Here is a 21,929-nt window from a genome sequence, read left to right on the forward strand (position 1 = left end):
AAGTGTAATTGTTCGTTGCTGCTGCGGTCGCGGTGCCGGCGGTCATCGTGCCGCTGGCCTCCTGCGGCGGAGACGGCACCACCCAACCATCTCAGATCGAATGATATGTTACACTATTTCACTTGCTAGCCATGCGTACGTTGCTACGGGCGGGCTTATGTCGCCGGACATGGCCCGGCACGACGAAAGAAAATCGGGGGTCGGCAGTGAAAAGTGAAATGGGCGCGTGGACATGGAAGACATCGGTTGCGCTCGTCGCCCTCGTAGCGACGAACATGGCCGCCGCACAGAACGCGAACGTGCCTTCGCGGCAACCGGACGTGACCGGCGATGCCGAACCGGCGACCGGGAACGAAGCGGATGCGATCATCGTGACGGGCAGCCGGTTCGGCGGGCGTACGTCGACCCAGTCGGCGACACCGGTCGATTCGATCGGTCGTGACCAGTTGCAGCAGAGCGGCCGCGTCGATCTCGTCCAGCAGTTGAAGGTCGAGGTCCCGAGCTTCAATACGCCCCGTCCGCTGGGGTCCGGGGTCGGCGATTATCTGGTGCCGCCATCGCTCCGCGGGCTGGGCCCCGGGGAAGTGCTGGTGCTGGTCAACGGCAAACGTCGTCATACGTCCAGCGACCTCAACGCCAGCAATGGCATCGGCCGCGGCGACATTTCGGTCGACTTCAACGCCATTCCTTCCTTCGCGCTGTCGCGGGCGGAGGTGCTGCGCGACGGTGCCTCGGCGCAATACGGGTCGGACGCGATCTCGGGCGTCATCAACCTCATTCTCGACCGTTCGGTGGGCACGCGCGCACAGGTGACCGGCGGGATGACGACCGCAGGCGACGGAGCCTATGGCGAGGCCAGCGTGTCGTCCGGCATCCGCCTTGGCACCGACGGTGCCTTCCGCCTGACCGCATCGTTTCAGCAGAATGGCGGCAGCGATCGCTCGCGCCCCGACACCCGGCAGCAATATTTCGGGACCAATGCCGCCGGGCGGCCGACGACGATTTCGGGCAATTTCGGGTCCGGCGTCGGCCTGACTCCGTCGAACGGCACGCTCGACCCGCGCGAGGCGTCGATCGACCGCCGCGTGTTCCGCTTCGGCGATCAGCCGAGCACCAACGTGCAGCTCTTCTACAATCTGGTCGCGCCCGCCTCCGACACCGTCGAGGTCTACGGGTTCGGCGGCTATAATCAGCTGAACGGCGATATCGAATATTTCTTCCGTCGCGCCGGGCAGGACGAGACGATCCGCGCGCTGAACCCCGACGGCTACCGGCCCCGGCTCGACTCCCGCATGGAGAACCTGTCGGTCGCCATGGGGCTGCGCGGCGACGATCTGGCGGGCTTCGGCTGGGACCTGTCGACCGTCTATGGGCTGAACACGCAGGATCTGTTCTACGACAACAGCGTCAACGTCTCCTACGGCACCGCTACGCCGCGTCGCTTCTATCGGCTGGGGTCGGACTTTTACCAGTGGACCAGCAACCTCGACGTGACCCGCGAGGTGCCGCTCGGCGGCGACGCGCCGTTGAAGCTGGCGGCCGGGATGGAATATCGCGAGGAAACCTACCGCCTGTTCTCGGGCGACCCCGCCGGCTATCTGAACGGCGGCGTGCCGATCCTCGACGGGCCGAACGCCGGGCGTCCTGCGATCGTCGGTGCGCAACCGGGACCGAGCGCGGGGCTCGACGATCGTGCCGCGACCGGTCGGCACAGCTGGGCGGTCTATGGTGATGCCGAACGGACGTTGTTCGGCCGGCTCCTGCTGCAAGCGACGGTTCGCCACGAAAACTATTCCGATTTCGGCGACACCACGAACTTCAAGGTCGCCGGTCGGCTCGACCTGTTCGGCGGACTGGCGGCGCGGGCGTCGTACAATAGCGGCTTTCGCGCACCGGCGCTGGCGCAATCGGGATATAACGCCTCCAACACGCTGATCCTGAAGGGACAGCAGGCGATCGTCCGGGTGGCGGCGGTGGATAGCCCGGCGGCACGGCTCGCCGGCGCGACCGACCTGAAACCGGAAACCTCCCGCAACGTCTCGGCCGGACTGGTGTTCGAACGCAGCGGGCTGACCGCGACGCTCGACGCCTACAGTATCGCGGTACGGGATCGCATCGCGATCTCCTCGACGTTCCAGGATGCCCGGCTGACCGCGTTCCTCGCCGCCAACGGACAGGGCAATTTCAGCGCGCTGTCCTATCTGACCAACGCCGTCGACACGACGACCCGTGGCGTCGATCTGGTGATGCACTATCGCACGCGACTGGCCGATGGCACGTTCAGCGGGACGCTGGCCGGCAATTACAACAAGACCCGGTTCGATCGCATCGCCGGCACGCCCGCCCCGCTGGCGGCGCTGGGGATCACCACCCCGTTGTTCGACCTGACGCAGCAATTGCGCTTCTCCGACAGCCTGCCGCGGACCAAGGTGACGATCGATCTGAACTATGCCCGCGGCGACCTGTCGGTTTCGCTCACCAACACGCGTTACGGCGAAGTATCGACCGTCGCGTTGACCAACCGCACGCCGGCACAGGTCGCCGCCCTCGTGCCCGGCTATGACGTGACGCTCGTCCCGGTGTCGGCCACCAGTCGCAATGCGGACATCGTCCAGCGTTTCGGTGCAAGGCTCCTGACCGATTTCGAACTGTCGTGGCAGGCGATGGCGGGACTGCGCCTGAGCGCCGGCGCGCAGAATCTGTTCGATGTCTATCCGGAGGCGAACATCGCCTCGACGGTCGCATCGGTCGCGGCCGGCACCAACGGCGCGGACAATGCGGGTACCCAGCCCTATAACGCCATCTCGCCCTTCGGCTTCAACGGGCGGACGGTGTTCGTCCGTGCCGGGATCAACCTTTGATCGCCCGCGCGGTCATCCCGGTCGGGGCGGGCAACTACCCGAGTTTCGGGTCCGGTCCGCACCGGCGGGATGCGCCGTCGGGCAGGCCACACGATCCGCGCCGGATCGCGTCAACCCTCGAGCCCATTGATGTTATGCTACATCATATCCCTTGACGATGCGCGGGTTCGGCAGGCAGGGGAAGGGCATGGAGATGACGCCCCCGCCCCCCGCCCCGTCGGCCGAAATCACGATCGACGCCGCGACCCTCGCTTATGGCAGACACCGTGTTCTGGACGGCCTGTCGCTGTCGGTCGCCGCCGGTGAAATCTATGCCCTGCTGGGCGGCAATGGCGCGGGCAAGTCGACGACCCTGTCGGCGCTGCTCGGCTTCGTCCGCGCGGATGGCGGCATCGTGCGGGTCGGCGGCATCGATCCGGCTGCCGATCCCGATGCCGTGCGCCGGCGCATCGCCTACCTCCCCGAAAATGTCGCGCTCTACGAACATCTGAGCGCGGTCGAGAATGCCGACTATCTGCTCGCGCTGTCGGGCACGCCGCGCACGCGGACCGACATCACCGGCGCGCTTGCCGCGACGGGGTTGCAGGAACGCGCCTTCGACCAGCGGCTTGGCGGCTTTTCGAAGGGGATGCGGCAAAAGGTCGCGATCGCCGTCGCGCTGCTGCGCGAAGTGCCGGTGTTGCTGCTCGACGAGCCGACCTCCGGTCTCGATCCGCGCGCGACCGCCGATTTCAACGCCCTGCTCCACGCCGTCCGCGCGCGCGGCACCGCCGTGCTGATGGTGACTCACGACCTGCTCAGCGCCGCCGACGTCGCCGACCGCATCGGCTTCCTCGAACGCGGCCGCATCATCGAAGAGGTCGCGGCTGAGGGCGAGGCGCGTTTCGACGTGCGCGCGCTGCACGACCGGTTTGCGGGCGCAGCGCTGGCATGAGCGCGATCTCGCTGATCGCCCGCGACGAATTGCGGCTGATGCGGCGCAACCGCGTCGCGGTGACCGCCGTCGTGCTGCTGCTCGTCCTGACGCTGGTTGCGGTCGTCACCTCGTGGACCCATCAACAGGGTATCGCCGACAACCGCGCCCGGCATCAGGCAGAGGCGAACCATGCGTTCGAGGCGCAACCCGATCGCCATCCGCACCGCGTGGTCCATTATGGTCACTTCATCTTTCGCCCGCTGGGGCCGCTCGCCGCGTTCGATCCGGGTGTCGACGCCTTTACCGGCAACACCATGTTCCTCGAAGGACATCGGCAGAATACCAGCAATTTCGGTGACGTCCGGCAAAGCTCGCTGCTGGTCCGCTTCGGCCAGTTGACCCCGGCCTTCGTGCTACAGGCGGTGGCGCCGCTCCTTCTGATCTTCCTCGGCTATGGTGCCGTCGCGCGGGAGAGCGAGCGCGGAACGCTGCGTCCGTTGATGCTGCAAGGCGCATCGGCCCGGGCGATCGTGCTGGGCAAGCTCGGCGCGCTGGGGCTGATCGCGCTGCTGGTCGGATTGCCGGCAATGATCGGCTTCGTGCTGATCTCGGGACAACCCGGTGCCTATGCCGGACCGATGCTGGTGATCGCCGCCGCCTATGCCGTCTATCTCGCCTTGTGGGTCGTCGCGATCACGCTGGTGTCGATGCTGGTGCGCCGTCGTCGCGACGCGCTGCTTGCCCTGCTGGCGGTATGGGCGGTGACGGTGGTGCTGTTGCCGCGCGTCGCACCCGATGTCGCGGCACAGGCCTATCCGCTCGCCAACCGGTTGCAGACCGATGTCGCCATCGCCCGCGACCTGCGCCGGATGGGGGACAGCCATGATCCCGACGATCCCCATTTCGCGCAGTTCAAGGCGGATGTCCTGAAACGCTATGGCGTGACGCGGATCGAGGATCTGCCGATCAACTACAAGGGCCTGTTGGCACTGGAGGGCGAGACGATGACCGCCAGGCTGTTCGATCGCTACGCCGCCGACAGTTTCGCCACCCACGCGTCGCAGAACGGGCTGGTCGCCGGCATCGGCCTGTTCAGCCCGACGATCGCGCTCAAACAGGCATCGATGGCCGCCGCCGGCACCGACTTCGCCGGGCACCGTCGCTTTCTGGAACAGGCGGAGCGCTATCGCTACGATCTCGTACAGCGCCTCAACCGGTTGCAGGCCGACTCGGTCAGCTATGCCGACGACACCGCAAAAGATGCCGGGGCCGACCGGCGCAAGCGGATCGCTGCGGACAACTGGCAGCGCCTGCCCGAATTTTCCTTCGTCCAGCCCGATGCAGCGACGCTGGTGCGCTCGAGCCTGCCGGGGCTGGCGATCCTGCTCGGCTGGCTGGCGCTGGGCGTCGTCGCGCTGGCAGTTGCGACGCGTCGGCTGGGAGCGAAGTGATGGCGATCTGGCTTCATGAAACGCGCCTGCTGCTCCGTTCGCGCATGGCCGTGATCGCGCTGGTCCTGCTGGCGGTGCTCAGCGCCGCCGCCGTCGCCGCCGGCATGGTCGAAATCGCCCGGCAACGCGCCGCGATCGCCGCGATCCCGGCCGCGCAGGCAGAGGATGTCGCCGCGATCGCCGACTATGTCGACCGGGAGAAGGACGGCGGCAGCGCGGCTTACTATACCTTCCACCCCACCTGGGACTCCCCCGCCCCGCTCGCCTTCGCCGCGATCGGCATGCGCGACGTGGCACCCTATATCCTGCGGGTCCGCGCGCTGGGGCTGGAGGCGCAGATCTACGACGGCGATACCTTCAATCCCGAACTGGCCTTGCCGGGGCGTTTCGATTTTGCGTTCGTGCTGGTGTTTCTGGCACCGCTGTTCGCCATCGCGCTGTTCCATGACCTGAAGTCGGGCGAGCGCGAGGCCGGGCGCGCGCGGATGCTGGACGCGATGCCGGCCGCGCGGCGGCTGTGGCTGCGGCGGCGGCTGGTGCGATTCGCCCTGCTGGTCGTGGCGCTGACCGTCCCGTTCATCGTCGGCGCGCTGATGTCGGGCGTTGCCATCGGTCCGATGCTGCTGATCGTCATGGCGGCGGCGGCCTATCTGCTGTTCTGGATCGGGCTGGCCGGACTGGTATCGCAGTTGGGCCATGGATCGACCGCCAATGCGGCGACGCTGGCCGGGCTGTGGCTGATACTGGTGCTGGTGATCCCGACGCTCGCCAATGTCGTCATCAACCACGCCATTCCGGTCGACGAAGGGGCAAAGATCGCACTGGCGCAGCGCGAGAACGTCCACCACGCCTGGGAAATCCCGCGCGAGGATACGATGCGCCGCTTCTATGCCAGCCACCCGCAACTGGCGGCTTCGCCGCCGCTGCCGGAGGGGTTCCACTACAAATGGTATTTCGCCTTCCATCAGAATGGCGACGAAAGCGTGCGAAACCGCGTCGCGATGTACCGCAACGCGCTGGAACGCCGCGCGGCGACGGCGAACGCGCTCGGCTGGTTCCTGCCGTCCGTTGGCGTGCAGGCCTTGTTGACACGGCTGGCCCAAACGGACCTCGCCGCCCAGTTTGCCTATCAGGACCGCATCCGCGACTTCCATCGACGCCTGCGCGCGTTCTACTACGGCTACATCTTCCACGATCGACCTTTCGGTAAGGCCGACTTCGCGAAGTCACCTGCCTTCGACAAATCCACGTGATCCGACGTCTGACGTTCGCGCCAGCGACGTGACCCGCCGCCCTGCGCGCCACGACCACCGCAATGCGCCGGATGGCCGGACTTAGCCATTGATCGATCCTATTCCCATCCGTACGATGGGAATATGACGGGAAAGGCAAAGTCGGTGGAGTGGCCGACCATCGCGCTGGCGGTGGCGGTCTATGGCGGGTGGCTGGCAGTGACGGCCAATGCGGCGCACCTGCCCGTGCCGCTGCTGGTCCTGCTCGGCGGCTGGTTCATCGGCTGGCACGGATCGCTGCAGCATGAGACCATCCATGGCCACCCCACGCGCTCGCGACGGATCAACGGCCTGATCGGCGGGGTGCCGCTGTCGCTATGGCTGCCGTACGGTGTCTATCGCCGCACGCACGAGGCGCATCACCGGTCGCCGCACCCCACCCATCCCCATCACGATCCCGAATCACGCTATGTCGCCGGTGGCGGCGTGGCGGCCGGGATCGCCCGGCTGCGCGCGACGCTTGCCGGACAGTTGCTGCTCGGTCCGGTCGCGGCGATCGCGCTGTTCCTGGCAAGTGAGGCGCGACGCGCGTTTCGCGATCCGGCGGGGTTCGCACGCGAATGGGGCGTGCACCTGATCGGCGTCATGGCGGTGGTGGCATGGCTGCGGGCGGTCGACCTGTCGCTCGCCACCTATGTGCTGTGCTTCATGCTGCCGGGACAGGCCGCCTCGCTGCTGCGCGGCTTCGCCGAGCATCGTGCGGACGCCGCCGGAACGTCCCGCGCCGCCACCGTCGTCTCGCGCGGGCCGCTCGCGCTGCTGTTTCTCAACAACAACCTGCACGCCGCGCATCATGCCTTTCCGGCGACGCCGTGGTATCGCCTCCCCGCGCTCGAACGCGCCCGGACGCACCGGGTCGAGCCGCGCTATGCCGGCTATCGCGACGTGCTGCGCCGCTTCGCCTTCCGGCCGCACGACGTGGTGCGCCACCCGGATCTGCGCGATGGATAGCATCGCGTGGCTCGGCATGTACGATCATCCCGGACAACATGCCGCCAACGATGCGCTATGGGCCGGCATCCGCGACCGGCTGCGCGCCGACGGACTGGCGGACGTTCCCGAACGGCGATCGCGCGAGACCGACATCCACCGCGTCTGGGCCCATCCCGGTCTGCTGCTCGGCATGATCTGCACCCGCCCCTGGGCGTTGCTCCACCGGCACCTGCAACTGCTCGGCCACCCGGCATATGCCGACACCGACCGGCCCGGCGAGCATCGCAGCCGGATCGTCGTCCGGCGCGACGATCCGGCGGCACGGCTGGCCGACCTGCGCGGACGCCGGGTCGCGGTCAACGATCCCGGTTCGAACACCGGCATGGCGTTACTGCGCGACCGGATCGCGCCGCTTGCCGCGGACGGTCGCTTCTTCGGTTCCGTCGTCGAAACCGGCGCCCATGCCGCCAGCGCCCGTGCCGTGGCGGCCGGCGAGGCGGATGTGGCGGCGATCGACGAAGTCACCTTCGCCGCGCTGACGCGCTTCGAACCCGACCTGACCGGTGCGTTGCGGTTGCTGGACCGGACCGGACCGGCCGCGACGCCGGCGTTCGTCACCGCTGCCGATACCCCGCCCGGGATCGTGGTGCTGCTTCGCGCCGCGCTGGCTGATGGTATCGCCCGCGCGGACCCGGCATTGGGGCTGACCGGCATCGTCCCGCCGCAGGCGAACCTTGCCGACCGCATCGCCGGACAGGATGCCGCCGCCGCCGCGGCCGGCTACTCCCGCCTCGCCTGAAACGGACGCCGCCCGGCCGCCGGTCGACATTCCGTGGGAAGGAACGCTCCCCGACGACCCTGCCCCCCCTGAGAGGGAAGGAAGCAGTCCCGCCTTCGGCCATACAGCCGATGGCAACCGCCGCCTAACGTGGCTTGCGCTGCGCAGCCGTCGTGTCGCGCGCGGCGCGGAATTCGCTGTCCTGCGACCAGTTCGGCCATAGCGGCCCATCGGCCAGCTTGCGCCCGACCGCGTACAGGATCGCCATGTCGCTCGCCACGCTGCCGGTATCCCAGTTCGGATCATATTCGTCCGCGGGCTGATGATATCGGTCGCGGGTATAGGCATCGACCAGTTCCTTGCCGCGCGCCTCCCCACCGACGACCAGGTCGCGGCCGGGACTGTAGGACAAGGCCGGCACCCCGCGCTTGGCCAGGGGGAAATGATCGGAGCGATAGAATAGTCCCGCCTCGGGCCGCGCATCGGGGGTGTAGCGCCGCCCCTGCGCCGCCGCCGCCTCGGTCAGCAGCGTCAGCAGGTCGAGCTTCGCCATGCCGTACATGCTGAAGTTGCGCGTCGCCGCCGCACCGAACGGCCCGTCCATGTTGATGACCCCGGCGGTCGTCGCCAGCGGCCGCAGCGGATTGGCGGCGTAATATTCGGAACCCAGCAGCCCCTTCTCCTCCGCCGTCACCGCGAGGAACAGGACCGACCGGTCGGGCTTCGGCCCGGCACCATAAGCCCGCGCCAGTTCGAGCAGCGCCGCGACGCCCGACGCATTGTCGAGCGCGCCGTTATAGATGCGGTCGCCCTTCGCATCGGGTTGCCCGACGCCCAGATGGTCCCAGTGCGCCGAATAGACCACCGTCTCTTCCGGACGGCGCGTTCCGGGCAGGATACCGGCGACATTGTGCGAGGTGATGACCTCGCTGCGCACCGCGTAGCGCGCGTCGAGCGTCGATTTGAGCGGGATCGGCCGGAAATCGGCACGCCGCGCCGCCCCCTTGGCCTTCTCGAAATCGAGGCCGGACTGCTGGAACAACTGTACGGCAAGGTCGCGCTGGACCCAGCCTTCCATCGGCGAATGCGAAGCCTTCGGATCGGTCCGCACGATGTCGAACATCGTGTTGGTGTTCGAGTTCCTGACCGTGGCCCATCCATAGGATGCCGGCGCGCTTTCATGCACGATCAGGATACCCGCCGCACCCTGCCGCGCCGCTTCCTCGTACTTGTACGTCCAGCGGCCGTAATAGGTCATCGCGTTGCCGCCGAACTTGCCCGCGCCCCCTTCGAAGTCGGGATCGTTGATGAGCACGACCATGATCTTGCCGCGCAGGTCGACGCCCTTGAAATCGTCCCACTGCCGTTCGGGCGCGCGCACGCCGTATCCGACGAAGACCAGCGGGGCGCCGGCGATCGCCACCGACTTCTGCCCGTCGAGCGCGGCGCGCACCGCGATCTCGTTCCCCTGGGTAAGCGTCCGCGTCGCGCCGCCGGTCCGGATCGACAGCGCCGGGTTGCCGACGATATCGGCCTTCAGCAGCGGCACGTCCTGATACCAGCCGCCCCTGTCGCCCGCCGGTTGCAGGCCCGCCGCCTTCATCTGCTCGGCGATATAGGCGGTGCTCTTTTCCTCGCCGGAGGTGGCGGGTCCGCGCCCTTCGAACGCGTCGCTCGACAGCGTCTGGATATCGCGCGAGATGCGCTTCACGTCGAAGGTCGGCGTCGCCGTCTGCGCCGATGCGGCGACCGCGGACACCGACAGCAACAGGGTCGACAGGAACAGGCGCTTCATCATCGGGCTCCGGACTGGTTTGGCCCAACCTGCCGCAGCCGCCGGCCGCCGACAATGGCCTGCGCGCGATACACGCCGGAAACATGAAACAGTTCGCCCGCGACCTCGAACACGATCTCGAGCGCTCATGCCCGGCGGCACGCCTCCACCCGCCAGCGCCGGTTGCGATGGACCATCCGGCATCGCCACGCGGCACCGCTGGCCGTCAGGAAGCCGCGATGCAGGTGCGCGGCATGCTGCGCGAAATCGTGGAAATCGATCCGGTGATGCGCCAGCACCAGCACGCCGCCCGGCCGCAGCACCGCCGCCACATCGCGCGCGACCTGCCCCATCGCACGCGGCGACAGATAGTAGAGCAGCTCGGCCACCACGACGACGTCGTAGCGTTCGCGCGGCAATCGTGCGGGCACCGCCAATCGCAGCGCCCGTGCGCGCGGTGCGTGCGCCGTCAGCGCCGCGCCCACCAGCCGCGTCCCGCTCTCCGTCGCTTCGGTCGCGTCCAGCCGCAGCGCGCGCGACGCCATCGCCACGCTGTTCGACCCGTTTCCGGCGGCAAGCTCCAGCACCCGGCCCCATGGCCCCGCCCCGATCCCGTGCAGGATCGCCTGCCGCTTGATCGCTTCGTCGCGGTCCGCGAAGGTGCGCCACGGGTCGGGATCGGCGGCGAAGGTCGCCTCGAACCCGTCGAGGCCGATCGGCCTCACGCGCGCGCCTCGGCAAAGACTTCCTGCGGCCGGCTGAATGCCGCGATCTGCCGTGCGGTCATCGCGAAGCCCGACGGGTCGTCGGTGATCCGTCCGGTCTGTGTATGATAGTTGCGGATCGCGCGGCACTTCATCAACCGCTCCTGCCCACTCAACCGGATCGGCCGTGCGCCCGGCAACCGCTGCCCCGCCGGCCACACCGGATAGGTCAGCCGGCGCACCCCGCCCTGCCGCCGCACCGCGGCTGCGACCACCCGGTGGTCGGGATGGTCGTCCTGCAACGACGGCGTCAGCACCATCGCCGGGCGGGCCAGCCGGCGGATCTGCCGCCCGATGGCGCGTCGTACCAGGGGACCATGCGCGAGCAGTTCTCCGTCGGGCAATCCGAGAAACCGGACCTCACCGGCCCCGATCCCGATCCGCCGCAACACCCGCCGACTCTCGCGCTGCCGCTCGTGGACCAGACGTTGCACAGGCCAGCGCGGGCTGTTGCGGTGCGAGCCCGCCCCGTCGCTGACGATCACCACCTGCACCGCGACGCCGCGCCGTCGAAGCCGCGCCATCAGCGCATGGGCGCCGATCGTCTCGTCGTCGGGATGCGGCGCAACGACCAGCAGCGAGCGGATCACAGGCGAACGTCCAGCACGCCCGCCGCCACCGCTGCACCGACCCGCATCCGCTGGGCGTCGGGGCCGGGCTGGCGGAGATACACCGACAGGTCGGTGAGCTTCGCCGCCAGCGGGTGGTCGACGAACAGCGCGGAAACGCCAACCGCTTCCTGCGCGACCAGCACCGCCTCGCCACCCGCCGCATAGACCGCCACCCGCGCCGCCGAAACCAGCGGCAACCGCGCCGCTTGATCCCCGAACCAGCCCTCGGCAGCACGGCGCACGGCATCGGCAGCCGTCATGCCCAGCGCATGGAGCCGCGCCAGCCGCCCCGCCTGGTGCGGATCGTCGGCGCGGCCGGTCGCGACCAGATGATCGCGCGTCGCATCGACCAGTCCGGCGATCCCGCCCGCCTGCACCGCCGCGAAGCGCAACGCGCCGCCGCTGAACCATGGTTCGCGGACATAGTCGCCCGGTTGCCCGACGCGCTCGTCCGCACCGATCGCAGCGCCCGCCCAGCGCACCTGATGCGTCTCCGACCGCTGCATCCCGACCACCCGCCAAAAGGACCGGTCGATCGCCGGCGGGGTGTGCGTAAGGTCGAGCAACAGCAACTGCCGCCCGCCGTCGGCATCGACGCTGACCAGTGCATGGCTCAGGATGCCTGCACCCGAGGCGAAACTCTTGCCGCCGATCAGCCGGTCGCCGTCCAGCCGCAGCGGGTCGCCGGGCAGGTCGGCATTCCAGACGCCGAGCACCGCGTTCTCCGGAAGCGCCGCCTCCTGCTGCGCAGATCCGTAGCGCGACACGATCTGCATCGCATCGACATGCCCTTCGAACAGCCGGCCCAGCGGCAGGTCGTCGCGCCCGACGGCGTACAGCGTGCGCAACAGGCGCAGCATCGCCACCGCGTCGCACGGGTCCGCCGGGGCATCCAGCTGCCGGCCGAGCGACACCAGCCGTTGCCGCATATCGCTCACGCCGCCGCCTCCCTTGTCGCGGTCAGCGCGGTCAGCGTGGCTTCGGCCGTCACGAACGGGACCGACCGCATGCCACCGGGCGGCACCGGGACGACGCGCATCGCGAACGCCTCCGCATTGGGGCAATCGCGCGCCACCCCGACCAGATGATCGATCGGCAGCCCCAACCGCACCGCGAGCGGCCCGAGCGAACCGCCGAAGCTCACCCGTGCCATCGCCTGCATCCGATATTGCCACAGCTGGTCGGCCGGATGCGCGACGCTGACGCCGTCCAGTCCGCGCCGGTCGATCTCCCGCAGCATCGTCGCCAGCCCGCCCTGCGCCCGCCCGATTCGCCGGTCGGACGTCACCACGACGCTGGCCGCATCGCGCCGCACGCGCCACCCGGCGCGCGCCGCATCGTCGACCAGCCGCGCATCCTCGCCGCGCTCGACCGGAGCGAACCCGCCCAGCGCGCGATAGGTCGCCGCGCGGAGCGCCATATTGGCCCCGCTGGCATGATGATGCGTCCGCACCGCCTCCCACGCGACGGGATCGACCTCGCGCCGCAGGGCGAACAACCGGGCGTAATAGTCCTCGATCCGATCCTGCTCGGCCATGGTGCCGTGCCGGGCACGGACCACGTCGCCGGTCACGAGGTCTGCGTGGCCGAGCCCGGCGACCATCGCTGCGAGCCAGTCGCGAGACGGCATGCTGTCGGCATCGGTCGTCAACAGGATCGCATCGTTTCCCGCCGCCGCGATCCCGCCGCGCATCGCCCGGTCGCGCGCGCGACCGGCATTGGACGGCCCGCGCTCGACCGCCACCACCGACACGCCGTGTCGCGACCGTGCGCGATATCCATCTGCCAGCGCGTTGCTCGCGTCGGTGCAACCATCGAGCAACAGGCAGACGAACACCGTGGCCCCGGGCGGGTCGATGAGGTTTTCGAGCGCGTGGAACAGCCGTGGCAACCGCGCCGCTTCATCACGCGCCGGGATGCAGATCGCGATGGCGTTGCCGCCGCTCAAACGACTGTGCCGTAGTCATCGGCCGCCATGTCGCTCATTCAAACTTCCCCGTCCTGCGCGTGGAGATCCCATTCCTGCACGATCGCGTGACCGCGAGAACGATCGGCAAACCATTCCGTTCAATACTGTTTTTCTACCGGCCGGCCCACCAGCCAAAGGTGGTGGCAACCGCCGCGCTTGCGCGGGACCCGCCGACACGCCAAGCAGCGGCGATGCGTATCGCGCTTTACGAACCGGAAATCGCCGGCAATGTCGGTGCCATCCTGCGGCTGGGTGCCTGTCTGGGCGTCGACGTCGACCTGATCGAGCCGCTGGGCTTCGCCTGGGACGATCGGCGCGTGCGGCGGACGGCGATGGACTATATCGATCATGTCGCCGTGACCCGCCATGCCGACTTCGCCGCGTTCGAGACGGCGACCGGCCGGCCACGCAGGATCCTGTTCACGACCCGGGCGACGCAATCGGCCTACGACTTCGCCTTCGCCGCCGACGACGTGCTGCTGTTCGGCAAGGAGAGCGCGGGCGTGCCGGCGGAGGTCGCGGCGCGCTGCGACGTGTCGCTGCGCCTGCCGATCCGTGGCGAGGTACGCTCGATGAACCTCGCCACCGCCGCCGCGCTGGCGCTGGGCGAGGCGCTGCGCCAGACGGGCATGCTGCCCGACTGACGCCGGTCAGCGTGCCGCCTTCGCCAGTTCGACCGCGTAGATGTGCGTCGCGCCCTCGAAATTGCCGCGGAACACCGCCCATTTGCCATCGGGCGTGAAGGTCATGTTGGGTTCGAGCCGATAATCGTGGCGGCGCATGTCGACCAGCTTCTCCACCCCCAGCGTCCCCGGTACGACCAGCCGGTCGGCGTTCGCCGCGTGGATATCCGCCACATCCGGAATGGCCTGCGGCGTGAAGAGGTAGAGATATTTGCCGTCCGGCGCATGGGCGACCATCTCGCCGTCGCCGCCGTCGCCGGAGAACCGCCGGCCGTCGCGCAGCTGGTTGTAATGGACCGACCACTGGTTGCGATCGACCTTGTACCAATGTCGCCGCCCGCTCGCGAGGTCGACCCCCGCCAGCCAGAACACCTCACCCCGCGGCGTCTGCAGATCGTACCACACCGTCCTGCCGTCCATCGAGAAGAACTCGTGACCGGCGATCTCCATGTTCATGGTCCGGGTGTGGAGCAGCCGCTTGCCCGTCCCGTCGGCACGGATCGCCCAGATGCGGTCGACCTTGTGCCACGGTCCTTCGTGGCAATAGAGGATTTGTTGCGGATCGGTGGGCGAGAACTGGATATGGTTCAGCCAGTCGGTGGACGCGGTGACGACCCGGCGCCGGCCGGTACGCAGGTCGATGGTGAAGATCTCCATCGGGATGCCGGCCTCCAGCCGCTCGTCCAGCCGGCGCTCCTTCGCTTCGGCGAAGCTGTACGGGGTGCCATCGGCGCGGGTGGCGCGGTAATCGGCCTCGCCCGGCCCGACGACGCGGCCGGGGGCCTGGGCGTCGTCCGGCCGCGTACCGTCGGGGCGCAGCGCTCCCGTACCCAGCGCCACCTGCCCCAGCAACAGCGTCTCGTCGGCATTGATCGATCCGATCGATCCACCGGGCACGTCGGCGACCTTGCGCGTCCGCCCGCTGTCGATATCGACCGCAAAGACCGCTGACGGCCCGCTGCCGTCGTTGCGCAGTTGCGTCGCGTAATAAGCGGTACGCGTCCGGCGTCCGGTGAACAGCAGCGTGATCCCCTTGCCCGATACCAGCGGCTTGAGTTCCCACGTCTTGAGGTCGACGGTGGCGATGCCGCCGGGCACGCTGACGACCATGCGATCGCCCTGCGGCGTATAGCTGTTCTGATGGAAATACAGGCTGGTGCTGTCGGCCTGCGTGCTGATCCGGATGACGCGGTGGCCGGTCAGCCGGTCGATCCATTCCGCCGCCGGACGCGACGCCGCCGGTACGCTGCCGATCAGCAGCGCGATGGCACTCAACAGGGTCGGTATCCGCATCGGTCCAGTCCTCGGCGCTTGTGGATGTTCCACATAGTATGATATCGAACCACATATTGAGCATGACAGCCCGGCACAGACAAGCCCGGACGGTGCGAAGGGAGAGCGCAAGCGTGACATCCGCCCCGCCAGCCAAACGTCCGGTCCGGCTGATAAACTATCTCGCCTATGGATCGAACGACGTGCTGGGCGCGGGATCGATGGCGGTCATCTCCGGCTGGGTGCTCATCTTCTACACCCAGTTCTGCGGGCTGAGCGCGGGACAGGCGGCGATGATCTTCGCGGTCGCGCGCATCCTCGACGCGGTCGCCTCGCCGCTGATCGGCTATGTCTCCGACCATTTCGGCCATACCGCGCTCGGCCGCCGCTTCGGACGGCGACGGTTCTTCATCCTCGCGGCGATCCCTCTTCTGCCCAGCTTCGCGCTGATGTGGCTGCCGGGCATGTCGTTCTGGTACTATCTCGTCAGCTATGTCGGCTTCGAGCTGGTCTATGCGATGGTCATCATTCCATACGAGACGCTGGCCGCCGAAATGTCGTCGGACTACAGGGCAAAGGCGAAGTTCGCCGGATTCCGCATCCTGTTCGGGCAGACTGCGGCGATCCTTGCCGGGTTCCTGCCGCTGTGGCTCATCAACTATCTCGGTCGCGACAGTGCCTCGACCTTCTTCTACATGGGGCTGATCTTCGCCGCGCTGTTCATGGCGACGGCGGGGTTCCTGTATCGCTTCAGCTGGGAACGCCCGCTGCCGCCGGTCGTGGCGGGGCGGCAGGGTGCGGGCATCGGATCGGCGTTCCGTGCGCTCTATCGCAACCTGTTCTCGACGATGCGCATCCGGGCGTTCCGGTTGCACCTCGGCATGTATCTGGGCGGCTATATCAGCCAGGACATCTTCAACGCAGCCTTCACCTTCTTCGTGATCTTCGCGCTGGCCGGAACGACGGCGATGGCGTCGGGGCTGCTCGGCACGATGTATATCGTCCAGTTCGTCGCGGTGGTGATCGCGATCAACGTCGCGCTCAGGGCGTCGCCGGCCTTCGCCTACCGCGTGGCCGCCTTGCTGTTCGGCTTGGGCGTCGTCGTGCTGCTGTCGCTGTGGAGCGGCGGCGTGACCGCGACCAGTCCGCTGATCTACCTCGCCATCGCGCTGGCCGGGCTGGGCCGCGGCGCGCTGAACTACATCCCGTGGGCGACCTACAACTACATGGCCGATGTCGACGAGATCGTGACCGGCCAGCGGCGCGAGGGGAGCTTCGCCGGCGTCATGACCTTCGTACGCAAGGCGACGCAGGCGGCGGCGGTGGCCGGGGTCGGCCTCATCATCCAGGCGGGCGGTTTCATATCCGGCGCCGAAACGCAGACGCCGCAAGCAGTGAACACCATCGCCGCGCTGATGGGGATCGGGACGCTCGGCGTGCTGGCGGCGGGCGTGCTGGTGTCGCTGCGCTTCCGGCTTGACCCGGCCACCCACGCCATCCTGATGGCGGAGATCGAACGCCTGCGCGCCGGGGACCCCGCCCCGCCCGAGCCGCACCATCGCGCGGTGGTAGAGGACCTGTCGGGCTGGCGTTACGATCGGCTGTGGGGCAATAATCCGGTGGCGGCGGCGAACGCCGGTTGACGGGCGACAGGACCAGATCGGACCGTTCGTGCTCAGGACGAACGGTTTCGGTCGGTGTCCTACATCGTCAGAGCTTCAGCCCCATACGGTAGAGCCGGTTGGCGTTGCCTGCGAACAGCGCCCGCCGCTCGGCATCGGTGAAATCGGCGGTGATCGCGGCATAGGCGCCGAGCGTCGCAGCGAAGCTGCCGAACAGCTTATCGGTCGGGAAATCGCTCGCCACCATCGCCCGGTCGGTGCCGAACCGGTCGATCGCCGTCAGCACCAGCCCGCGCGCCTGTTCGAGCGTCCACCGCCGATGGGTAAAACCGACCCCCGACAGCTTGATCGCGACATGCGGCAGGCGCGCAAGCGCGGTCAGCCCGTCGCGCCATTCGGCTTCCTCGCCCGGCACGCACATGCCCATGTGATTCACCATCACCGGAGTCTCGGGATGCCGCTCGATCAGTTCGGCAAGGCCGGCGAACTGGCCGGGATAGGCTTGCAGGTCGAAGCTCAGGCCTTGCGCCGCGAGCCGGGCATAGCCCCTGCTCCAGGCTCCGTCCCGCGTAACGTCACGCGGGGTATAGGTGCGGCGCGGATCGGCGTGCCAGTTGACGATATGGCGGATGCCGCGGACGTTGCGATGCGCGGCGTGCGCCGCCAGCAACGTGTCGACGTCCGGATCGTACAGGTCGGCGAAGGCGACGATTGCGTTAGGCAATCCTTCGCGGTCGGCCATCGCCTGCAGCCAGCGGGTTTCGTCGAGCGCGGCGTCGGGGGTGGCACCGGCGTCGACATGGACGATGCCCCGAACGTCCCAGTCGCCGGCATCGGCGCGGTAATCCGCCAGCCGGTATGTCTTTGCGATCGACTCCACCGAGCCATTGGGTCCGTCATCGTCGAAGGGCGGGGTCAGCCACGGATAGCGGAGATGGTCGAGGTCCCACAGGTGGACATGGGCGTCGACGAAGGGGAGCTTGTTCATGACTGTCGCCTCTCATTCGCCCTGCCACGCCTGACCCCCACCCGGTCGGTTCGAGCAGCTTCGAGCTTGTCGAGAAGCGCCTGTCGAGAACAACCTGTTTGAGGCATACCTTCTCGACAAGCTCGAACCTCCGCTCGAAGCAAGCGGGTTTCGGGGGGGGGGGGGACGTCAGTACGTCGTCCGCCCTCCCGAGGTGTCGAACACCGATCCCGTGGTGAAGCTGCATTCTTCGCTGGCCATGAAACACACCATCGCCGCGCTTTCGTCGACCTCGCCCAGCCGCCCCATCGGGATCTTCGAGCGCATGTAGTCGACCTGGCTCTGCGGCAGCTGCGCGAGGATCGGGCTTTCGAAGGTGGCAGGCGTCAGCGCGTTGGCGATCACGCCCTTGCCGGCCAGTTCCTTGCCCAGCGACTTGGTGAAGCCGATCACCCCCGCCTTGGTCGCGGAATAGGCGCTGGCGTTGGGATTGCCTTCCTTGCCCGCGACAGAGGCCACGTTGACGATCCGGCCATAGCCGTTCGCCAGCAGGTGCGGCACCACCGCGCGGTTGCAGTAGAACACGCCGTTCAGGTTGACGTTCACGACCTGCAACCAGCTGTCGATCGGAAATTCGTGGACCGGGACGGTCGCGCCCGTGATGCCGGCCGAACAGATCAGGATGTCGACCTTGCCCAGCGCGGCGACACTCTCCTGCGCGGCGGCGGCGACCGCCGCCGCGTCGGACACGTCGAGGCGGACGCCGTGCAGCCCGGCGCGCTGGCAGCTTTCCTCCAGCGCGGGGTTCAGGTCCCATACCGACACCTGCCCCCCTTCGGCGACGATGCGCTCGGCCACCGCCAGGCCGAGGCCCGACGCGCCACCGGTGATGATCGCATTGCGCCCGGCGAACCGCCCCGAATAGCTCATCCGAGCACCGCATCGCCTAGGTTGCGCCATGCAACGACCTGCTGGTTCTGTTCGCCCAAGCCCGCGATGCCGAGCTTCATGGTGTCGCCCGCCTTCAGGTAGATCGCGTTCGGCTTCTTGCCCTCGCCCACGCCCGGCGGGGTGCCGGTAATCATCAGGTCGCCCGGATACAGCGTGATATATTCGCTGACGTAGGAAATTAGTTCGGCCACGTCGAAGATCATCGTCTTCGTATTGCCGGTCTGCATCCGCTCCCCGTTGACGTCGAGGAACATGGCCAGGTCCTGATGGTTGCCCACCTCGTCCGGGGTCACCAGCCACGGGCCGACCGGGCAGAAGCTGTCATGCCCCTTGCCCTTCGACCATTGGCTGCCGCGCTGCTTCTGGTTGAAGCGTTCCGACACGTCGTTGGCGATAGCGAAGCCCGCGACGTGGGACAGTGCGTCCTCCTTCGACACGTAGCGCGCGGTCTTGCCGATCACGACGGCCAGTTCGACCTCCCAGTCGGTGTGGGTCGAATCGCGCGGGATCATCACCTCGTCGTTCGGACCGGTCAACGACGACAGCGCCTTCATGAACATCATCGGTTCGGCCGGGACCGGCAGGTTCGATTCGGCGGCGTGGTCGGCATAGTTCAGGCCGATCGCGACGATCTTGCCGATGCCCCTGACCGGCACACCATAGCGGGGGGTGCCATCGACGACCGGCAGGCTGTCGATATCGACGTTCAGCCCGGCAATGCTGTCGACGGTGATGTCGTCGACCACGCCCGACAGGTCGCGGATCTGGCCATTCGCATCGACGATGCCGGGCTTTTCGTTACCCTGGGTTCCGTAGCGGCAGAATTTCATGGAAGTCGCTCTCTCACTGTTCGAAGGGGCGGTGCATGGTCAGGTCGCGGTTCAGCTCGACCCCGAAGCCGGGTGCGTCGAGCTTGCTGGTCCGCATCCGCCCGTTCTCCGGAATCGGTTCGCCGATCAACTGCGGATGGAACATCGGCTGCACATGATCGGCTTCGGGGGCCATCATCAGATACTCGGCAAAGGGTGAATTGTGGCGTGTGACGACGAAGTGGTAGCTGTAGACCGACGACCCGTGCGGGACGACCAGCTTGCCGCGCGCATCGGCCAGTGCCGAAATCTTGAGCAGTTCGGTCACGCCGCCGCACCAGCCGACATCGGGCTGGATGATGTCGCAGCAATCCATCTCCAGCAACATGCGAAAGCCCCAGCGGGTCGCCTCATGCTCGCCGGTGGTGACCAGCATCCCCTTGGGAACGTTGCGTTTCAGTTCGGCATAGCCCCAATAGTCGTCGGGGCTGATCGCTTCCTCGATCCATTTCAGGCCGTGTTCGTGCGCGGCATGGGCGAGGCGCGTGGCGTAGTCGACGTCGAGCGCCATCCAGCAATCCCACATCAGCCAGAAGTCCGGCCCGACGCGCGACCGCATCTCGGCGAGTTCTGCAATATTCTTGCCTAACCCCTCGACGCCCTCGGCCGGACCGTGGTGCAGCGGCATCTTGCCGCCGATGAATCCCATCTCCTTGGCGAGATCGGGCCGCGCGCCGGTGGCGTAGAACTGCAGTTCGTCGCGCACCGCGCCGCCCAGCATCTGGTAGACCGGTTCGTCGCGCAGCTTGCCGAGCAGATCCCACAGCGCGAGGTCGACGCCCGAAATGGCGTTCACCACCAGCCCCTTGCGCCCGTAATACTGAGTCGAGAAATACATCTGGTCCCAGATCTTCTCGTATTCGGTCGGACTGCGGCCCTCAAGGAAGCGGGCGAGGTGCCTTTCGACGATGAAGCAGGCGGGTTCGCCGCCGGTCGTGACCGCGAAGCCGATCGTGCCGTCCTCCGCCTCGATCTCGACGATCAGCGTGCCCAGCACGTTGATGCCGAAGCTCTGCCGCGATGCACGATATTCGGGATAGCGGCTCATCGGTGTCGCGATGTGATCGTCGATCCAGTGATAGCCCTGCTGGTCGTGATAGTCCGCCCCGCCGCCGCGCACGGTGAACGCGCGGACGTGTTTGATCCTGGGAAGCGCCGCCTTCATCGCCATCACCTTCGTTCAAGGCAACGGGCACCCGCCCGCCGCCGACTGTCGTCCGAAATCCCCATGGCAGCGTCCCATCCTATGATATGGAACGCGCGTCACAGGGTCTGAAACCGGTTGGGAACCCCCGTGCGGAAAACCCGCGAACATCCGCTCCGACTGGTTTACTTTCTCACTTTATGGGATAGGATGCTACTAGATGAGACAGATACCGTCAAATGAAGAATCGCCGGACGGCGCCGAACCCGAAGGCAAGGCCGCGGGCAAGGCGCAGGGCAGCCAGACGCTGGTGCGTGGGCTGGACCTGCTCGACCAGGTGATCGACGGCCCGGTGAAGCTCGCCGAACTGTCGCAGCGCATGGGGCTGACGCGGTCGACGACGCACCGCCTCGCCAACGCACTGATCGATCGCGGCTTCCTGACCTTCCTGCCCCGCGAGGGCTATCTGCTCGGCCCCAAGCTGTTGCAGCTCGGCTTCCTCGCGCAGGGGCAGGCCGACATCGTCCAGATCGCGCGGCCGCGGATCGAGGAACTGGCGGCGCAGACCGAGGATACGGTCCATTTCGGCCGGCTCGACAGCAACCTCGCGCTGTATCTCGACAAGATCCCGGGACGGCGGCGGGTCGATATCTCCAGCCGGATCGGCGACCGCCAGCCGCTGTCGTCGACCGGGCTCGGCAAGGCGCTGCTGCTCGACGATACCGAGGAACGCTGGATCGAAATCTTCGAGGCGGAGCATCCGCCGGGCACCCGACGCCCCGACTTCGACACGTGGATCGACCGGATGCGCGGCTATGTCGCGGGCGGCCACGCCTATGACCTCGAGGAGAACGAGGACCTGATACGCTGCGTCGCCGCGCCGGTGCGCGATGCGTCGGGCCGGATCGTCGGCGCGATCAGCGTGTCGAGCGCCGCGCAATATATGGACGACGCCCGCATGACCGCGCTCAGCGGCGACGTGCGCGGCACGGCCGAACGGATCAGCCGCGACCTCGGCTGGTCCCCGGAAACACAGGCGCTGCAAAAGCGTCGCAAACGATAGGACGAGGAA

The 21,929-nt window shown here is 67.7% G+C and carries 19 protein-coding genes; 9 read left to right on the top strand and 10 right to left on the bottom strand.

Going from position 1 to position 21,929, the window contains the following annotated elements; translation table 11 throughout:
• Positions 1-275: 275 nt before the first annotated feature.
• From QLH51_RS03720 to QLH51_RS03745, 6 genes are all read left to right on the top strand, one after another.
• Complete coding sequence (locus tag QLH51_RS03720) at positions 276-2,861, top strand: TonB-dependent receptor plug domain-containing protein (protein ID WP_125655498.1); 2,586 nt, start codon at positions 276-278, stop codon at positions 2,859-2,861.
• 193 nt (positions 2,862-3,054) lie between these two features.
• Positions 3,055-3,795: an ABC transporter ATP-binding protein gene (locus QLH51_RS03725; protein ID WP_125655648.1), complete on the top strand. Its 741-nt coding sequence runs from the start codon at positions 3,055-3,057 to the stop codon at positions 3,793-3,795.
• A complete protein-coding gene (locus QLH51_RS03730) occupies positions 3,792-5,228 on the top strand; it encodes a DUF3526 domain-containing protein (RefSeq protein WP_125655496.1) in 1,437 nt (478 codons plus the stop codon). The genes QLH51_RS03725 and QLH51_RS03730 overlap by 4 nt, the downstream gene beginning before the upstream one ends.
• Entirely contained in the window at positions 5,228-6,481 is a 1,254-nt protein-coding gene (locus tag QLH51_RS03735) for a DUF3526 domain-containing protein (protein WP_125655494.1), read from the top strand. The genes QLH51_RS03730 and QLH51_RS03735 overlap by 1 nt, the downstream gene beginning before the upstream one ends.
• Before the next feature lie 123 nt (positions 6,482-6,604).
• The gene (locus QLH51_RS03740; RefSeq protein WP_125655492.1) at positions 6,605-7,471 is read left to right on the top strand and encodes a fatty acid desaturase; all 867 of its coding nucleotides are present in this window, start codon (positions 6,605-6,607) and stop codon (positions 7,469-7,471) included.
• Positions 7,464-8,252, top strand: coding sequence for a phosphate/phosphite/phosphonate ABC transporter substrate-binding protein (locus QLH51_RS03745; protein ID WP_164516080.1), 789 nt, complete (start codon positions 7,464-7,466; stop codon positions 8,250-8,252). Before QLH51_RS03740 ends, QLH51_RS03745 begins: the two co-directional genes overlap by 8 nt.
• 124 nt (positions 8,253-8,376) lie before the next feature.
• Here the strand turns inward: QLH51_RS03745 and QLH51_RS03750 are convergent, their stop codons facing one another.
• The 5 genes from QLH51_RS03750 to QLH51_RS03770 form a co-directional block, all read right to left on the bottom strand.
• On the bottom strand, positions 8,377-10,026 hold the full coding sequence (locus QLH51_RS03750; RefSeq protein WP_125655488.1) for a M28 family metallopeptidase: 1,650 nt from the start codon (positions 10,024-10,026) through the stop codon (positions 8,377-8,379).
• 125 nt (positions 10,027-10,151) lie between these two features.
• Positions 10,152-10,730 (bottom strand): class I SAM-dependent methyltransferase, encoded by a 579-nt coding sequence (locus QLH51_RS03755; RefSeq protein WP_125655486.1) that lies wholly within the window; start codon positions 10,728-10,730, stop codon positions 10,152-10,154.
• On the bottom strand, positions 10,727-11,359 hold the full coding sequence (locus QLH51_RS03760) for a PIG-L deacetylase family protein (protein ID WP_206428874.1): 633 nt from the start codon (positions 11,357-11,359) through the stop codon (positions 10,727-10,729). Before QLH51_RS03760 ends, QLH51_RS03755 begins: the two co-directional genes overlap by 4 nt.
• A complete protein-coding gene (locus QLH51_RS03765; protein ID WP_283514237.1) occupies positions 11,356-12,309 on the bottom strand; it encodes an acyl-CoA dehydrogenase in 954 nt (317 codons plus the stop codon). Before QLH51_RS03765 ends, QLH51_RS03760 begins: the two co-directional genes overlap by 4 nt.
• A gap of 5 nt (positions 12,310-12,314) precedes the next feature.
• Positions 12,315-13,328 carry a glycosyltransferase gene (locus QLH51_RS03770; RefSeq protein ID WP_125655482.1) on the bottom strand — a complete coding sequence of 338 codons (1,014 nt, stop codon included), beginning with the start codon at positions 13,326-13,328 and terminating at the stop codon, positions 12,315-12,317.
• A gap of 212 nt (positions 13,329-13,540) precedes the next feature.
• Between QLH51_RS03770 and QLH51_RS03775 the strand changes: the two genes are divergently transcribed.
• Positions 13,541-13,993, top strand: a complete 453-nt coding sequence (locus tag QLH51_RS03775) for a tRNA (cytidine(34)-2'-O)-methyltransferase (RefSeq protein ID WP_125655480.1) — start codon at positions 13,541-13,543, stop codon at positions 13,991-13,993.
• A gap of 6 nt (positions 13,994-13,999) precedes the next feature.
• On the opposite strand, the gene QLH51_RS03780 is transcribed toward QLH51_RS03775, so the two are convergent.
• Entirely contained in the window at positions 14,000-15,325 is a 1,326-nt protein-coding gene (locus QLH51_RS03780; RefSeq protein WP_125655478.1) for an oligogalacturonate lyase family protein, read from the bottom strand.
• Between the two features lie 113 nt (positions 15,326-15,438).
• Between QLH51_RS03780 and QLH51_RS03785 the strand changes: the two genes are divergently transcribed.
• Positions 15,439-16,947 carry an MFS transporter gene (locus QLH51_RS03785; RefSeq protein ID WP_206428872.1) on the top strand — a complete coding sequence of 503 codons (1,509 nt, stop codon included), beginning with the start codon at positions 15,439-15,441 and terminating at the stop codon, positions 16,945-16,947.
• 67 nt (positions 16,948-17,014) lie between these two features.
• Here QLH51_RS03785 and QLH51_RS03790 read toward each other — a convergent pair whose 3' ends face one another.
• The 4 genes from QLH51_RS03790 to rhmD all read right to left on the bottom strand — a co-directional run bounded on the left by QLH51_RS03790 (position 17,015) and on the right by rhmD (position 20,878).
• Complete coding sequence (locus tag QLH51_RS03790; RefSeq protein WP_125655476.1) at positions 17,015-17,914, bottom strand: amidohydrolase family protein; 900 nt, start codon at positions 17,912-17,914, stop codon at positions 17,015-17,017.
• A gap of 168 nt (positions 17,915-18,082) precedes the next feature.
• Complete coding sequence (locus tag QLH51_RS03795; RefSeq protein WP_125655474.1) at positions 18,083-18,823, bottom strand: SDR family NAD(P)-dependent oxidoreductase; 741 nt, start codon at positions 18,821-18,823, stop codon at positions 18,083-18,085.
• Positions 18,820-19,674, bottom strand: a complete 855-nt coding sequence (locus tag QLH51_RS03800; protein ID WP_125655472.1) for a fumarylacetoacetate hydrolase family protein — start codon at positions 19,672-19,674, stop codon at positions 18,820-18,822. Before QLH51_RS03800 ends, QLH51_RS03795 begins: the two co-directional genes overlap by 4 nt.
• A gap of 13 nt (positions 19,675-19,687) precedes the next feature.
• A complete protein-coding gene (gene rhmD, locus QLH51_RS03805; protein WP_125655470.1) occupies positions 19,688-20,878 on the bottom strand; it encodes an L-rhamnonate dehydratase in 1,191 nt (396 codons plus the stop codon).
• A gap of 199 nt (positions 20,879-21,077) precedes the next feature.
• Between rhmD and QLH51_RS03810 the strand changes: the two genes are divergently transcribed.
• The gene (locus tag QLH51_RS03810) at positions 21,078-21,920 is read left to right on the top strand and encodes an IclR family transcriptional regulator (RefSeq protein ID WP_125655468.1); all 843 of its coding nucleotides are present in this window, start codon (positions 21,078-21,080) and stop codon (positions 21,918-21,920) included.
• Positions 21,921-21,929 lie beyond the last annotated feature (9 nt).

It is taken from the genome of Sphingomonas sp. 2R-10 (genome assembly GCF_030062225.1).
Taxonomy (GTDB): Bacteria; Pseudomonadota; Alphaproteobacteria; order Sphingomonadales; family Sphingomonadaceae; genus Sphingomonas.